The 15,892-nt window shown below is 60.5% G+C and carries 10 protein-coding genes and 4 tRNA genes; 9 read left to right on the plus strand and 5 right to left on the minus strand.

Annotated features, from left to right (window positions below; translation table 11 throughout):
• The first annotated feature begins 77 nt into the window (after positions 1–77).
• On the plus strand, positions 78–1,208 hold the full coding sequence (locus HMPREF2681_RS10225) for a PDDEXK family nuclease (RefSeq protein WP_070547049.1): 1,131 nt from the start codon (positions 78–80) through the stop codon (positions 1,206–1,208).
• A 365-nt stretch (positions 1,209–1,573) separates the two neighbouring features.
• On the opposite strand, the gene HMPREF2681_RS10230 is transcribed toward HMPREF2681_RS10225, so the two are convergent.
• The 3 genes from HMPREF2681_RS10230 to HMPREF2681_RS10240 form a co-directional block, all read right to left on the minus strand.
• Positions 1,574–2,680: a glycosyltransferase gene (locus HMPREF2681_RS10230; protein ID WP_070547050.1), complete on the minus strand. Its 1,107-nt coding sequence runs from the start codon at positions 2,678–2,680 to the stop codon at positions 1,574–1,576.
• A gap of 166 nt (positions 2,681–2,846) precedes the next feature.
• Positions 2,847–3,629, minus strand: a complete 783-nt coding sequence (locus HMPREF2681_RS10235) for a galactan export ABC transporter ATP-binding subunit Wzt/RfbE (RefSeq protein ID WP_005510871.1) — start codon at positions 3,627–3,629, stop codon at positions 2,847–2,849.
• 46 nt (positions 3,630–3,675) lie between these two features.
• Entirely contained in the window at positions 3,676–4,644 is a 969-nt protein-coding gene (locus HMPREF2681_RS10240; protein WP_083301620.1) for a galactan export ABC transporter permease subunit Wzm/RfbD, read from the minus strand.
• Between the two features lie 471 nt (positions 4,645–5,115).
• On the opposite strand from HMPREF2681_RS10240, the gene HMPREF2681_RS10245 reads away from it, so the two are divergent.
• Positions 5,116–6,384: an aminotransferase class V-fold PLP-dependent enzyme gene (locus HMPREF2681_RS10245; RefSeq protein WP_070547052.1), complete on the plus strand. Its 1,269-nt coding sequence runs from the start codon at positions 5,116–5,118 to the stop codon at positions 6,382–6,384.
• Positions 6,385–6,400: 16 nt separating this feature from the next.
• Here HMPREF2681_RS10245 and HMPREF2681_RS10250 read toward each other — a convergent pair whose 3' ends face one another.
• Positions 6,401–7,369 carry an NAD(P)H-quinone oxidoreductase gene (locus HMPREF2681_RS10250; RefSeq protein ID WP_070547054.1) on the minus strand — a complete coding sequence of 323 codons (969 nt, stop codon included), beginning with the start codon at positions 7,367–7,369 and terminating at the stop codon, positions 6,401–6,403.
• Positions 7,370–7,567: 198 nt separating this feature from the next.
• Between HMPREF2681_RS10250 and HMPREF2681_RS10255 the strand changes: the two genes are divergently transcribed.
• From HMPREF2681_RS10255 to HMPREF2681_RS10265, 3 genes are all read left to right on the plus strand, one after another.
• Positions 7,568–7,652 (plus strand) — tRNA-Ser (locus tag HMPREF2681_RS10255).
• Between the two features lie 439 nt (positions 7,653–8,091).
• Positions 8,092–8,877, plus strand: coding sequence for a hypothetical protein (locus tag HMPREF2681_RS10260; RefSeq protein ID WP_070547056.1), 786 nt, complete (start codon positions 8,092–8,094; stop codon positions 8,875–8,877).
• Positions 8,870–9,766, plus strand: coding sequence for a hypothetical protein (locus tag HMPREF2681_RS10265; RefSeq protein ID WP_246815972.1), 897 nt, complete (start codon positions 8,870–8,872; stop codon positions 9,764–9,766). Before HMPREF2681_RS10260 ends, HMPREF2681_RS10265 begins: the two co-directional genes overlap by 8 nt.
• 14 nt (positions 9,767–9,780) lie before the next feature.
• Here HMPREF2681_RS10265 and HMPREF2681_RS10270 read toward each other — a convergent pair whose 3' ends face one another.
• Positions 9,781–10,920: a histidinol-phosphate transaminase gene (locus HMPREF2681_RS10270; protein WP_070547057.1), complete on the minus strand. Its 1,140-nt coding sequence runs from the start codon at positions 10,918–10,920 to the stop codon at positions 9,781–9,783.
• A 211-nt stretch (positions 10,921–11,131) separates the two neighbouring features.
• On the opposite strand from HMPREF2681_RS10270, the gene HMPREF2681_RS10275 reads away from it, so the two are divergent.
• From HMPREF2681_RS10275 to HMPREF2681_RS10290, 4 genes are all read left to right on the plus strand, one after another.
• Positions 11,132–11,223: transfer RNA gene (locus tag HMPREF2681_RS10275), tRNA-Ser, on the plus strand.
• Positions 11,224–11,226: 3 nt separating this feature from the next.
• A tRNA-Arg gene (locus tag HMPREF2681_RS10280) sits at positions 11,227–11,302 on the plus strand.
• A gap of 568 nt (positions 11,303–11,870) precedes the next feature.
• Entirely contained in the window at positions 11,871–15,518 is a 3,648-nt protein-coding gene (locus HMPREF2681_RS10285; RefSeq protein WP_070547059.1) for a phosphoribosylformylglycinamidine synthase, read from the plus strand.
• Between the two features lie 232 nt (positions 15,519–15,750).
• A tRNA-Arg gene (locus HMPREF2681_RS10290) sits at positions 15,751–15,823 on the plus strand.
• Positions 15,824–15,892 lie beyond the last annotated feature (69 nt).

Genomic DNA, 15,892 nt, shown 5'->3' on the forward strand with positions numbered 1-15,892 from the left:
GGGGTCGACCATAACTAAAGGCACTAATTCCAATGCGTGAATTCCTGTAGCCCACCTCGGGGAGCGTGCCTAAACCAATGCCTAACTGGACTTACGATTCCGATGGCCTCATCCACGCGGCTTCGCAGAAACAAATCAAGCATCCTTGTGAATATGTCAGTGCCAAGTCAGAGCTGGATAATCTGCACGGGCACGTCGGAAGCGCAAATATTCGAGATGGATCCCTGCTCAGACTGGCGTACGGCACATACATCGAGTGCTCTCGCTGGAATGCGCTGTCAGCATTCGAACGTTTTCAACTGCAGATAAAGGCACTGGTCAAGCCAGGTTCCGGGACAATCATTACGGGTGAAGCAGCCGCTGCGTTGCATGGCATCCCGTTGCTTGTTCGAAATGCCACAATCGCGCTTGCCAATTCCGGCCTGCGCCGACCTGGCGGCGGATTGCGCCATGTCGGTGACAGAATCCTCGAACAAGACATCGTTCGCATTGGTGGGCGCTGCGTTACCGATGTGCCGAAAACCGTCATCGATATCTGCCGCACCGCCGAGTCCGAAAACGGGCCAGTCATCGTTGACACCGCACTGCGACAGTGGTGTGACCTCGAAGAACTGCACACCGTCCTCACAAATTACCCACGTTCGCCGGGTACCCGCCGCGCCCGCGAGCTACTTCGAACTGCCAGCGCACACAGCGAAACCATCGGTGAGTCAATCACAAAGAAATGCATAATCGACTCAGGAATTGCCACGCTTTACGACGAAAAATGCGTGCTCATGCAGCAAGTCGAGTTCTATGACAGTGAAGGATTCATTGGGCGCGTCGATTTTTATGTGCCTCATCTGAATTTGATCATTGAGTTCGATGGGCTGATTAAGTATTCCGGTGGCGGGGTAGCAGCTACGGAGACTGTGCTTCTGAAAGAGCAAGCTCGCGAGAAGCGTCTGCGAAACCTCCACTTAGATGTACTCCGCTTCCAATGGTCACAGGTCATTAATGGGGACTGCGTGGAGGTCTTGCGACAGTTCGCTATTCGGCAGAGGCAGCGCATTCAGGCAGGTGGGTTGGTATTTTCGTCCGAAGTTGGGCGTTTTCGTCAAGCCACTGTCCCGTATAAAGATCGGCAGCTCCGTGAGTCCAGAATCCAGGAGCGTAAGCAGCGTTTGCAGCTTCTGGAAAATGCACCGGCCTCGCGCGACTCAGGCTAAGTTCAGCTGCTGACCTATTGCAATTGTGCTGACTTATGGCCAACTTTCCGCCACTTGTCGATGACTTTTCAGGACTTATGGCCACGCTGTTGGCCTGGCCCGCGCACTTATCGTAGGACTATTCACTTATGCGCAGGCTGTAGCGCATCGATGAGTGAATACCTCATCGATATGTCAGTGGAGGAGAAGGGAACCAGGGGTTAGGTAACACTTTTGCGCACTGAGCACTCGAAATGCGGACTACACGACCCGGGCGAGATCAAATATGCAGGCCAGCGCCTCAGCCTCAGCCCCACCAGCCGCAACGTCTGCGCTCCAGGCCAGTGCCACAGCCCCAGCCCCACCAGCCGCAACGCCAGCCCGAACTACTTCGACTTTGGATCGAAGCGCTCGAAGTTCTCCCTGCGCCCCTGCTTCAGTAGCTTGAACCAGCGGTAGAAGCCGCGGACATCGCGGCGCTGGACCAGGAAGAACCAGCCGAAGCGCAGGAACTCCTGTGGCATGAGCTTGCGCATGCCAGGCTGGCTCATCAGGTAGCCACGGTTGCGGTAGGTGAAGTAGCGCTTGAAGTCATTGGTCGGGTACTGCGTGTGCATTTTGCCGCCGAGAATGGGCACAAATTCACCCGAACCGGAGGGGTGCAGGTAGGCCGTCGTCAAGCATGTGCCGAACCGGAGGCCGGAGCGGACCAGGCGGCGGTGGAATTCGACCTCGTCGCCGCGGATGAATAGGCGGTAGTCGGGAACGCCGAGCTGTTCCAGCGAGCGGGCGCTAAACAGCGCGCCGTTGAACAGGGATGCGATGCCGGGCAGGAGGTCGTGGTTGCCGTCGATGGTTTCGAGGTCGCTAGGCAGTTCGAGCCCGGTCGCAGCCTTCTGATCTGCAAAGTTGGTGAACCATCTCCGCCCCTCAGAGTCGTTCACTGCCGGGAGTTTGGGGTTGATGCCGCTTTCGAAAAGCTCCTCGCGATGACGGCGCCACACCAGCCCGCGGCGCAGGGGGAATGCCAGCTTGTTCGGGGCCTTAATATCGCAGACCACCGGCGAGACAGCGTCGAGCTGGTGGCGTCGCGCGCAGCTGTGCAGCGCCTTCAGCACGTAGGAGTCCTCCGGGCGCCCGTCGTCATCGGCGCACCAAATCCACTCCGCGCCGAGCGACAGCGCGGTCAGCATGCCCAGTGCGAAACCACCAGCGCCGCCCAGGTTCGTCTTGGAACCGACGTAGTGAATCTCCGGCGCCGATCCGCTTTCCGACGACTGCTGCGCCGCCACCTGCTCGGCGAGTTCCTTGACCTTCGGGTCGTTGCCGTTGTCGACGATGATGAGCCACTTCGGCATGTGGGTCTGGCTGGCAACGATGGGAAGCGATTGGCGCAGGTCCTCGATGCGGTTGTGAGTCACCACGATTGCGGCCGTTGCTGCCTCATCGTGATTTGGGTGGTCAGCCGAGTTTTCGCTCACTTCGTTCTCCATCGGGGACGTACCGTTTATTACTGTTTTTATTGCTGTCTATCTTGCCATGTTGCTCCGGGTGAGCAATTCCAAGCATCCGTGCCGCCCGCCAGCCGCCGGCCGGCTGCCCGCGAGCCGCTCGCTCGGCCACGATGGGGGAACCGCGCCCGGACTCCCGGCGAAGCTGCTACCGTCGCTGCGCGAGCACGCGGCGCACCTGGTCGGCGGCCTCTTTACCTTCGTAGGCTTCGACCACTTCGTCGACAAGCCCTGCCTGTCGAACCGTACCGTGATCAATCCACAGCGCCGTGTCGCACAGCTGCGCCAGGAACTCATTTGAGTGCGACGCAAACACCAGCAGACCGGAGCGATCGACCAATTCGGTCAACTTCGTCCGGGCCTTCGCCATGAATGCGGCGTCGACGGCTCCGATGCCTTCGTCGAGAAGCAAAATCTCCGGCTCAATGGACGTGACCACGCCGAGCGCCAGTCGCACGCGCATACCGGTGGAGTAGGTGCGCAGTGGCATGTGCAGGTAGTCGCCGAGTTCGGTGAACTCTGCGATTTCGTCGAGCTTGGATTTCATCTGCTTGCGCGTCTGCCCCAGGAACAGACCGCGGATGATGATGTTTTCCAGGCCTGAGATCTCCGGGTCCATGCCGACACCGAGGTCGAACACCGGAGCCACACGGCCGCGCACATCGGCGGCACCGCGCGTGGGCTCATAGATGCCCGACAGCAGTCGCAGCAGCGTGGACTTACCCGCTCCGTTGTGGCCAACCAAGCCGACGCGGTCGCCCTCGCGCAGATGGATGTTGATGTCCTTCAGCGCCTCAATGACCACGACATTGGAGTCATTGCGGCCAATCGCACCACCCGCGGCGCCGAGGAACGCCTTCTTCATCGACCGCGATTTGGCGTCGAAAATGGGGAAGTCAACGCACGCGTTGTAAGTATCAATGCTGACCATGCTTATCCCTTGCTAGTTCTATTCGCTTAACGACGGCCTTTGCGGCCTAAACCCAGTAGCTCACGCGGGAGCGCCACAGGCGCATGGCTCCGAGTGCCAGCAACAGGCCGACTGTGGTGCAGGCGAGGACAATCCACCAGTGGTAGGTATCCACCGGCTGGCCGGTCAATGGGGCGCGGATGATTTCCAGGTAGTGGAACAGCGGGTTGATCTCTGCGATGCGTGCGCGTTCGGCGACGGCACCGCCCTGTTCCTCCAGCGTCTTGGTGGTCCACACAATCGGAGTCATGTAAAACACCAGCTGAATTAGGGAATCCAGCAGTGGTGCCACGTCGCGGTAGCGCGTAGCGATGATGCCGAAGAACATCGTCACCCACACACCGTTGACCACCAGCAGCGCCATCGCGGGGATGACCAGGAAGAAGTTCCAGCCCAAATCCGGACGGAAGACCAGCACGAGAATCAGCCAAATCACCATGTTGTGGGCCAGGAAAAGCAACTGACGCCACACCAGCCTGTAGACGTGAACACTCAGCGCACTGGGCAACTGTTTGATGAGGCCTTCGTTTTCAATGAAGACGGTTGCGCCCTCGCGCACGCAGCCGGAGATGAAGCCCCAGATAATCAGACCAACGGTCACGTGCGGCAGGAAGAATGCCAGGTCCTGCTGGAACAGCAGCGAGTACAGCAGGCCGAGAGCCAGGGCCATCGCGCCGGTGGCAATGGTGATCCACAGCGGGCCAAGCGTGGAGCGACGGTACCGCTGCTTGATGTCCTGCCAGCCCAGCTGCAGCCACAGCTCACGCTGGCCGAAGCCGGTAACCAGATCCTGCCAGGCAGCGCCCATGGTGCGGGAACGCGACTTGAAAGCCGGTGCCTCACCCGTTGCGTCAGTTATGCGCGCAATGTCGCGACGGAGAGTTTCCTCCGTGCGGATAGCGGAGCCATTGCGCACAGTATTGGCCGGCTGGTCGGCTGCAGCTGCGGATTGGCGATCATTTTCTGCGTTAGTCACGTCTCCAAACTACTAGCTAGGGCGGTTTAGATTGAATACCGACGGCACCGGGCGAGCCATTATTCCACGTCGTGACGGCGAACAACCGTCGCGTGGGGTGGTCGTCATTGGTGGTGACGTGGTGCTTCTGAGGCTGTTTCCACGGTTGGTTATGCGACTGGTTATGTGACCCTGGAAAACTTACATACAATCGCCGCTGTAACTGCTTTATGGCATGCAGCTGGTGCATATGGTTCACGCATCGGGAGTGCTTGCGCATGGATACAGGCAGGAAAAGTTCGGCCAATTTTAAGCAACTGCTAAAAAGGGATAAAGATTATCCTATATGGGGTTGCTTCGATAGAATTGGTTCCAACTAAGATGTGCAAGCGATACACGGTTCGGGGCATGAACGCTCGATTCGTGGGTGATTGCACAGTTAACTCTGAAATAGATATCGCAGCTTGAATTCGAAACCGGGAAAGGGTTTTCATGGCCTTCGATGTGCCGACAACCAGGGGTGCTTACTCGTCGCTTTCCGACGGTTGGACATACCTCAATGCGGGTCAACGCACCCAGGTACCCGAGCGTGTCCAGGCTGCGATGATTTCTGCATTTCGCAATGCCCAGAAGTCCCTTCCTGGTGAGACTGGGGCGGGGGCTCATGGCCAGTCGCGCAGCTCGGGCGTTCCCGCTGCAGCGGAGCTAACCGCCAGTGCGCGCCGGGCTTTTGCGGACCTCACTGGCGGCCCGGTCGCCGGTGTGGTGTTGGGATCTTCGCGTGAGGTGCTCATGGAGCAGTTCACGTCCGCAATGAGTCGACGCTTGACGCTCGGCTCTAACCTGGTGATTTCTCGCATTGGTTCGCAAGTTGTACACGCACCACTACGCCGGGCAGCCAATCTCTACGGAGCTCAAGTCCGCATTGCTGAGGCTGACTTGTCCTCGGGTACGTTGCCGTCCTGGCAGTTCGACGAGCTCGTAGACGAGCACACTCGCCTCGTTGTCGTCCCGGCCGCGGATCCGTTCGTTGGCACCATCGCGCCGGTAGCTGACATTTCTCGGCGGGTGCATGAGCACTCCAACGCCTGGGTGTTGGTCGATGCCTCGGATATTGTTGCCTACCGCGACGTGTCGATGAGCAAGCTGGGCGCCGACATCATGCTGGTTGACGCCTCCGTGCTGGGCGGGCCTGAGGTCGCAGCTTTGGTGTTCAGGGATCCCGAGATGTTCGAGCGCATGACGTCGTTAAGCTATGTGCCGAATGCGCGCGGCGTCGAGCGGATTGAGGTTTCCCCGGTGTCGCCGGCACTACTCGGTGGGGTGTCGGAATCGGTGCTGCACCTGGCATCGCTGGATAGCACGGCGAGGGGGTCGCGTAGGCACCGCATTGAAACCGCGATGCCGCAGGTTTCTCGCTACTTGACGACGTTGTCGGAGCGCCTGATTGCGGCGCTGATGACCCTGCCGCGGGTGTACATCATCGGCATGGATACCGAAGATGATTCTTTCGCGAGTGTGTCGCGGGCACAGCACATTCCGCGTGTTAGCTTCCTCGTCGATGGAGTGTCGGCGAAGGTGGTCGTGGACAGGCTGCTGGATAATGGCCTGGTGACCAGCATTGTTGATGCGTATGAATCACCGCTGTTGGAGGCCATGGGCATCGCTGAGGCTGGAGGTGCCGTGAGAGTCGGCCTCCAGCCGTTCAATACGCCGCACGACATTGACCAGCTCGTGCGCGCAGTTGCCTCGCTCGGTTAACTAGGCGGTCAGCTAACTAGGCGGTCAGCACAATCTTGCCGCTGACCGCGCCACTGTCGAGCAGTTCGTGGGCCTTGGCCGCGTCGCGCATATCCATGACCTCATGAATTTGAGGGGTGACGGTGCCGTCGGCAAGCATTGGCCAAACGGTGTCCTCTGTGGCGTTGACGATGCGAGCCTTGTCGGCTAGATCGCGGTAGCGCAGGCCGGTGGCGGTAATGGAGCCGCGCTTGCTCAGCAGGCGGCCGATGTTGAGCTCGCCCTTTACGCCGCCCTGCATGCCGATGATAACCAGGTGGCCGTCCTTCGCCAGGGCCTTGACGTTTCGGTCGAGGTACTTTGCGCCCATGATGTCCAGAATGACATTGGCGCCGCCCTCAGCTGCGACGATTTCCTCGAAGTCCTCTTCTTTGTAATTGATGAGGATGTCGGCGCCGAGTTCTTTGCACTTAGCCAGCTTCTCCGCTGAACCGGCTGTGACTGCGACGCGAGCGCCGAGCCGCTTGGCCATCTGAATAGCGAAAGTGCCGATGCCGCCCGCGCCACCGTGAACCAGTAGTAGATCGCCTTCCTTTAGGCCAGCAATCATCACGACATTCGAGAACACCGTGCAGGCAACCTCGACGATAGATGCGGCCTCGGTGAAGGAGTAGCCATGTGGCAGTGGGAGAATCTGGCCGGCCGGGACTGCGACCTTTTCGGCGTAAGCGCCACCGGAGAGAAGGCAGCAGACCTCGTCGCCGACTTTCCAGCCCTGAGAGTCGCCCTTGACCTCTTCAATGACACCCGCGCACTCCAGGCCGAGGGTGTCGGTCACGCCTTTCGGTGGCGGGTAGTGGCCAGCGGCCTGCAGCAGGTCAGCGCGGTTTACGCCAGCGGCTTTGACCTTGACCAGCACCTGCCCATCCTCGAGAGTCGGTTCCGGAGCATCGGCCCATTCCAGGGCGCGGGGGTTGGAAAGATCAGTCTGAATGATTGCCTTCATAGTCTTCAAAGGTAATGCAAAAACTGGTTATGCACGCGGTATTTCAAGCTCTTTTGCAATTAGCAAAAATAGTTATGTCTGTAGAGGTGGATGCTTGGGGTGTGGTTTGGGATGAGAAGGCTAGCGAAAGGTGCTGGCAAGGGGTGTTATGAGGGCGTTTGCTGCCTCACGGCGGTATGCGGTTATGATGTTGTCGTTGGAAGTATGGCAGAGCGGCCGAATGCACTGGTCTTGAAAACCAGCGAGGGTCACACCTCCGGGGGTTCAAATCCCCCTGCTTCCGCAGACAGAAGCCCTCGGTAGTTGTTCTACTGGGGGTTTCTTCATTTGTCTTCAAAATTGGCGTATGTGGTGGGGTCAGCGACGGATAGTCGGACCGTACGTAACCGCGGTATTGCGCGCATTGCTGCATTCTCTCCGGCCGCAGGTATGACATGCGCGGACATGTGCGGGATTCGGCAGTATCGCACATGCTCAGAAACTGGTGGTCAATGACACCATCGCCAAGGGGGCGCCGACGCGATTGCCGACGGTTCGTTGAATACAGGAACTGAAATCCACTTCAACCCGGGGCACTCGGTGGAAAAGCTGCATGGCATGGAACCGAAACCGTTGTGGCCTGAAACAATACGGGCAATTTGCCAAAACCGGTAAGCTCGGTCTTGCTGTAATACAAACTCAGCGTCATACTGGCGGACGGTATTGAGGGAAAAGGTCGAACAATGGCAACGAATCGGAGCAACCACTCGGACGACTCGTTCGGTGAGTGGAGCATAAATCCGGACGCGTCAGATGATCAGCCCTCTGCAGATACGCCGGCAAATGCGTGGAGCGCTGTGGATGGGACACAGTGGGAGCAGCCTGAGGGGCAAACGCAGGACCATCAGACCCAGCAGCCGCCCCAGAACCAGCAAACCCAGTATCTGCAGCAGCAGTATCCACAGTCCCAGCAGCCTGAACCGTACCGCCCCGCCCCCTATGTCTCCGGTCCGCAAGCTGGTCCGGCTGCTGCGCCGAGCAATGACAACAAGGGGCTGACCATCGCGGTTATTGTCCTGGCGCTCGTTGCGGTCGCTCTCTTCGTCGGCGCAATGGCTTTCTTCTACTTCTCCGATTCGAAGGGAGTGAATTCGGCCGGCAGCAACTCGCCCCAGTCGGTTCAGTCAGCTAGTGCTGAGGATTTTTCCACGTCGTCGACCGCTGAGCAGAAGCGTCGCGCTGAAGGGTTCCAGCCGCCATCGAGTTGGCGCCACTGCTCCGGCTCGGGTGATCCGGGTGATTTGAACTTGGTATATGCAGAAAATGTCGGAGGTAACACGACAACCTGTCAGTTTGCCACCAATGTGCGCAATTCCTTCGTTGAGCAGTACCAACTTACGAAGAAGCTCAACGGTACTGTCACCGCTAGCAGCCCAACAACTGGCAAGACTTACACCATGACCTGCCGCGATAACGGTGAGGTTGTCACTTGCACCGGCGGTACGAATGCGACGGTGCACATTGTCTAAACGTCTCCGAGTAGCTCTGGCCGCAACCGCCGTCGTCACGCTCGGTCTTAGCGCCTGCACCATCGGCACCGACTCCGACTCGTCGATGCCCTCGCCGACGCTGCCCAATTCGCTTGGCGACGGCACCGGAGGCGCATCCTCCGGCGGGAAAGTTGTGCCCGGTGAGATGCCTCGCGAAGTTGTCGAGGCCGTGAAGTCCGCGCAAAAGGAATTCGGTGGTTTGGCCGGCGCCGCTCTGGCAACGCCGGATAAGGATTCCGAAGTGGTTTCCACGGGGGATTTCAAAACTGGTCCGGCCTGGTCTACCTCCAAGGTGCCAATCGCGGTGGCTTATGTGCGCCAAATGGGCGTAGACGCGCAGGTGGAATCTGCAATCACGGTTTCCGACAACGACGCGGCTGAGTCCATGTGGTACTCCCTGGGCGATGACGCGACCGCAGGCGCGACCACCAATAAAATCCTTCGAGAGGGCCACGACGCCCGCACCGTCATGGGCACTGACCGCATCCGCGCGCAATACACCGTCTTCGGACAGACGCAGTGGGATTTGCGGGACCAAGCCGTTTTCGGCGCCAATTTGCAGTGCATCGAGGCGGGCCCAAAGGTTGCTGACCTCATGGGGCAGATTGCCGACGAGCAGTCCTACGGCCTCGGACGCATCCGCGGTGCCCACTTCAAGGGCGGTTGGGGCCCAGATGATGAAGGCGTCTACCTTGTGCGGCAGTTCGGCTATCTGCCGGGCAAGAAGCCGGGCACCTTCGTTGGTGTTGCTATCGCAGCCCAGCCTGACGACGGCACCTATGAGACCGGCCAGCAAATGCTCGACCGCATCGCAAAGGCGATTGAGCGCAGTGGTGGCGCGACCACCGGCCGCGCTGGCACCTGCTAGCTGAGCGATAGCTGCTAGCGCTCAATTCCTAGCACAGCCAGCAACTGCGAGGTCTCGTCCTCAGTAGTGATGGTGATACGAGCACCTTCGCCGGCAAAGCAGCGGATGAGAATGTTGCGCTGCGCCAAGAAGTCACCGAGATCCGTGGTGGTGGCCACCGAGACGTCGTCAAGCAAAGAGAGATCCGCAATCCGACCCTCGTCAATCCAAATGAAGTTGGCCTGCGAATTCGGCAGCACCGTCTCGCGGCCGGTGGCGGCGTTGATGGCCTCGGTGACGGCGACGCGCTGTGCGCGGACCTCAGCAATGCGGGCGGTGAGCTCTTCCTGTGCGTCGAGCGAGGTGAGCGCGGCAATCTGCGCGAGAGTGTTTACGGAGAAGGGGATAGCGACCTTATTCACGGCCTCCACAAGCTTGTCCGGGCCGAACATGTAGCCCACACGAAGCCCGGCCAAACCGTAGACCTTGGAGAATGTGCGCAGGCCAACCAGGTTGGGGTAGGTATCCAGCAGCTCATGCGCCAACGGGGTAGCAGCATGAGTGGCCTCGTCCACCAGCTCGATGTACGCCTCGTCGAGAGCGACCACAACATCGCCCGGAACCTGCGCCATAAACTCCGCGAATGCCTCGCGAGTGATGGTCGTCCCCGTTGGGTTGTTGGGGTTACAGACGAAAACCAGACGTGTGCGGTCGGTGATAGCGGCAGCCATAGCTGAAAGATCATTGCGACCCTGCGCATCCAGCGGTACCGGCACCGGAGTAGCCCCGGCGACGCGAGCGAGAATGGGGTAGGCCTCGAAGCTGCGCCACGGGAACACGACCTCATCCCCATCCGCACAGGTGGCCTGCACAAGCTGCAGGCACAGAGCGGAGGAGCCGCAGCCGACCGCGACCTGCTCCATGGGTAGGCCCAGGTGTTCGCCGAGCTTAATGCGCAGGTCAACCGCGCCCATGTCCGGGTAGCGGTTCGGACCGGTAGTTGGGTCAGAGATGGTTTGCGAGATGGCCTCCACCACCGAGGGCAGCGGTGGTTGGGTCATTTCATTGGACGCAATCTTCAGCGCGCCGGGCACAGCCTTGCCCGGAACATAGGCCGGAACCTGTTCGAGGTCGGCACGGGTTTTGGGCTGAACTGAAGATGCATCGTTGGTCATAGGCCTAACTGTAGAACATGGTCCGGATTGGGCAGTACGGAATCCCCGCAAAATCCCAAGGTGTGGTCGCTATTTGTGGTGCCGTATTTGGTGGCTTCGCGGGTGTTTTGCTTTTCAATTCTTGTGTTCTGTAGGATTGGCTGCGGTTATTTGGTCTTGCCAACGCAATGGCGAACAGCTTTGCTGAAGCGGGATCGATGCCAGTGGTTTTGGAGGCGTGCCAGAGCGGCCGAATGGGGCTCCCTGCTAAGGAGTTGCCTGTCTTGCGACGGGCCGGAGGTTCGAATCCTCTCGCCTCCGCCACACGCGCCCGTAGCTCAACGGATAGAGCATCTGACTACGGATCAGAAGGTTAGGGGTTCGAATCCCTTCGGGCGCACCATGTAGACCCGCACCTTGTAGGTGCGGGGCTTTTTGTTTTTATTACCTGGCAGTGCAGCGCGAGCCGGGGCATTGCGGGGCGGGGCAGCGCGGTCCTTCACTTGTGGCCAGGGTTCGGTCACTTATCGATGGTTTCTCGTGGCCTGTCGATGGTTTTGCGCCACTTATGCGCGCGCTGTGGGTGCTACGTGTGCACTTGTCGATGCGCTGTTCACTTGTGGCCAGGCTATAGCGAATCGATAGGTGAACTATGCATCGATAAGACAACGAACCAGCTCCCTTGCTCCAGCAACGCGCAGCAACAGGTAGCAAAGCGCAGCAACAGGCACCAACCCGGACCTGCCGACCGACTCGCCACCTCCCTGAGCCGCCACGGCCGTACCTCCAACACCCCCGCGCAGCCTTTGCCCGGCTGAATCCGATTAGCCTGGCCTTGTACTTGGTCAATCGGGGCTTCCGCCCCGCGCCGCCCCGCGCCGCCTCGCACACCGGGGGACATTTTCCTATCCTGAACAGTTGCAATAGACTTAGACCCCGGTTGCCCTCCCCGTATTTCGATAGGAGCCTTGATGGACGCCCGTCTAGCCGTTCGCCGTAAGCCCGAGTTCCGCAATGAGGAAGCTACGCTGCTGTCCTCGATCGGCCAGGACGGCGAGGTGGCAATCTACTATCTCTACGATGCTTTCGATGCGACGGAGGAGGATCTTGTCGCGCTGCGTGAGTCGGTAGTTGCTGATTCGCGTGTCGACGAGCTGGTCGAGCTCCCGGCCCCCGCCGAGCTGGGGAACTACCTTGCTGTCGAGCCGCTGCCTGGCCAGTACGACCAGCGTGCCGATGCCGCCGAGCAGGCCCTGCGCCTGCTCCGCCCGGAAACGCAGGCGCAGATCACCTCGGCAACGCTGTATGTTTTCGATGCTCCGGTGAATGACGCCGTGCGCTCCTTCCTCATCAACCCGGTCGAATCGGGGGAGAAGAACCTGAGCGTCCTGCGCCGTCCGAGCATGGGCGAGATCGAGCCGCTGAAGGAGTACCCGGGCTTCACCGAGCTGGATGACGAAGGCCTGGCCGAGCTGCTCGCAGCCGACGGCATGGCCATGTCGCTGGCCGACCTGAAGACCATCCAGGATTACTTCCGCTCCGAGGGCCGCACTCCGACCGAGGTAGAGCTGTCCGCGCTGGATACCTACTGGTCGGACCACTGCCGCCACACCACCTTCAACACCGAGCTGACCTCCATCGAGAACAACGAGCCGCGCTTTGCCGCGCAGTTGGATCGCGCGCTGCGTCGCTACGACGAGCTGCGTGAGCTCAACGGCCGCACCCACAAGCCACGCTCCTTGATGGACATGGGCACCATCATGGGCCGCGAACTGCGTCGCACGGGTGTCATGGATGACCAGGAAGTCTCCGAAGAAATCAACGCCTGCTCCGTCTACGTCGACGTCGAGGGCGATGACCGCAAGTGGCTCCTCATGTTCAAGAACGAGACCCACAACCACCCGACCGAGATCGAACCGTTCGGTGGCGCCTCGACCTGTCTCGGTGGCGCAATCCGCGACCCGCTGTCGGGTCGCTCGTGGGTCTACCAGGCCATGCGTCTGTCCGGCGCAGGTGACATCAACACTCCGCGCGAGCAGACCCTCGAGGGCAAGCTGCCGCAGCGCGATATCTCCTCTCGTGCCGCAGCCGGCTACTCCTCCTACGGAAACCAGATCGGTCTGGCCACCACTGGTGTGCGCGAGCTGGTCCACCCGGGATACGTCGCTAAGCGAATGGAACTCGGTGCCGTCGTCGCCGCTGCCCCGGCAGACAACGTCAAGCGCCTCGAACCTGCGCCGGGCGATGTGGTGATCATGCTCGGTGGCCGCACCGGCCGTGACGGCGTCGGCGGTGCGACCGGCTCGTCGAAGGCCCACGATGAAGACTCGCTGGGCCGCTCCGGCGCCGAGGTGCAGAAGGGTAACCCGGTCAACGAGCGCAAGATTCAGCGCCTGTTCCGCCGCGAGGATGTCGCCACCAAGATCGTCCGTTGTAATGACTTCGGCGCTGGTGGCGTGTCCGTTGCGGTTGGTGAGCTGGCTGACTCCATTGACATTCACCTCGAGCGCGTGCCGCTGAAGTACGCCGGTCTGAATGCCCGCGAAATCGCGATTTCCGAGTCCCAGGAGCGCATGGCGCTGGTCGTGCGCCCGGAGGATGCCGACTTCATCATCGCCGCCGCTGCCGAGGAGAACATTGAGGCCGTCGCGCTGGCCGACATCACCGACACTGGCCGTCTGCGCATGTTCATGGGCGACGAGGTTGTCTTCGACCTCTCCCGTGAGTTCATCGACACCAACGGCGCTGACCGCGCCCAGAATGTCGAGATGGTTGCTGCGGAGGGCGGCGTCGTAAAGCAGGTACCGGCGAGCGTGCTGGAGTCGCTGCGTGCGGCGACGGCGGGCTCCCAGGAGGGCATGATCGAGCAGTTCGACTCGACCGTCGGCCGCTCCACCGTGCTCATGCCGTACGGTGGCGCGACGCAGAAGACCGACGAGCAGGCGTCGATCCAGACGCTGCCGGTCGATGGCGGCACGAGCACCGCGTCCGTCATGACTTGGGGTTACTCGCCATCGCTTGCCGACGAGTCCCCGTACCTCATGGGCTCCTACTCCGTCGTGGAGGCACTGGCTAAGCTCGCAGCGGCCGGTGGCGATCCGCGCGGTGCCTGGCTGAGTGTGCAGGAGTACTTCCAGCGCCTGGACCAGGATCCGCAGCGCTGGGGCGAGGTTGCGCAGGCTCTGCTCGGTCTGCTCGAGGCTCAGGACGGCTTCCAGGTTGCGGCCATTGGCGGTAAGGACTCCATGTCCGGCACCTACGGCGAGGACCTGCACGTGCCGGCGACCCTGGTGACCTTCGCAGTTGCCGCGATGGACGAGACCGACGCTGTCTCTGCTGCAATCCCGGCAGGTAACTTCGACCTCTACCTGTTTGCGCACAAGCCACTCGAGTCCGGGGAGCCGAACTACGAGCAGCTCAACGAACTATTTGCTGCCGTGCGGGAGCTGCGTCCGGCTGCGGCCTCGGCTGTTACTAACGCGGATCTGGCTGCGACCCTGGTCAACATGGCTGTGGGCAATGGCGTGGGCCTGGAGGCATCCCTTCCGGAGGCTCCGCTGGGCTCCATTGTGGTGGCTGTTCCGGCTGGTCAGGATGTTGAGGGTGCTGTTGAGGGTGCTGTGAAGATCGGTGCCACCGACGAGTCGGGCACGCTGCGCTTCGGTGAGGAGTCCTTCACTGTCGCCGAGGCTCTGGAGGCAATGGAGTCCGGTTACCGTGAGGTCTTCCCGCTCAATGACTACGAGGGCGAGGCCCTGCCGGAGTTCGCTAACCAGGTCAGCGAGACCAAGACTGACCTGCAGAGCCCGGGCAAGAAGGATGTCCACGTGTTGCTGCCGGTCTTCCCGGGTACCAACTCCGAGTACGACATGGCCGAGGCATTCGTCGCTGCTGGCGCTACCTACGAGTTCCACGTAATCCGCAACCTGACCCCGGCAATGCTGGCGGAGGACACGAAGGCGTTCATCGAGAAGCTTCAGGACTCCGACATCCTGGCATTCTCCGGTGGCTTCTCCCTGGGTGATGAGCCGGACGGATCCGCCAAGTTCATCGCCGCGTTCCTGCGTTCCGACGATGTCGCAGCCGCCGTCAAGGAGTTCGTGGCCGACAACGGTCTTGTGCTCGGTATTTGTAACGGTTTCCAGGCGCTGGTCAAGTCCGGCTTCCTGCCGTACGGCGACCCGGCGCAGCTCCGCGAGGACTCGCCGACCCTGGCCCACAACCGCCAGCTGCGTCACGTGTCCCGCATCGCTACTACTCGCGTCGCGACCGTGGATTCCCCGTGGCTGCGCGATTTCGAGCCAGTCCAGACCCACCTCATGCCGGTTTCTCACGGTGAGGGGCGTTTCGTGGTTTCCGAGGATGAGGCTCGCCGCCTGTTCGAGGCCGGCCAGGTCGCTTTCCAGTACGTCGATGCCGACGGCGTGCCGACGATGACAGCGCCAGCCAACCCGAACGGTTCTTCCTACGCCATTGAGGGCATTGTCAGTGCTGACGGCAGGATTCTGGGCAAGATGGGCCACCCGGAGCGTTTCCGCGAGGGCCTGATGCGCAACATTCCGGGCATTGGTGAGCAGGACATCTTCGGCAACGCTGTCCGCTGGGTCCGCGGCGAGTAGTTCCTCGGTTTCTCCGTTACCTCGGTCAGGGTTACCTCGGTCGGTCCTGTTCGGATAGGCCGGGGTAACCGCTACGAAACCTGTTGTTAACGTGCAACGAATATGTACTTGAATAAGCGCCCAAAAAGGTTGCTTGAACAGCGGATTTTGTAAAACTTCGCAGGATGAGTAAAGTATCTATTCGTTGCAGGGGCCAAGGGATTCACCCGGAGTCACTGAATAACAACAAAATGCGCCCGTAGCTCAACGGATAGAGCATCTGACTACGGATCAGAAGGTTAGGGGTTCGAATCCCTTCGGGCGCACAGTGCAGACCCGCGCCGATAAGGTGCGGGTCTTTTGGGTTAAGTAAAGAAAAGTGTGTCTTTTCCGGG

Origin of the sequence: Corynebacterium sp. HMSC064H12 (assembly GCF_001809925.1) — a bacterium.
Lineage (GTDB): Bacteria > Actinomycetota > Actinomycetes > Mycobacteriales > Mycobacteriaceae > Corynebacterium > Corynebacterium jeikeium_D.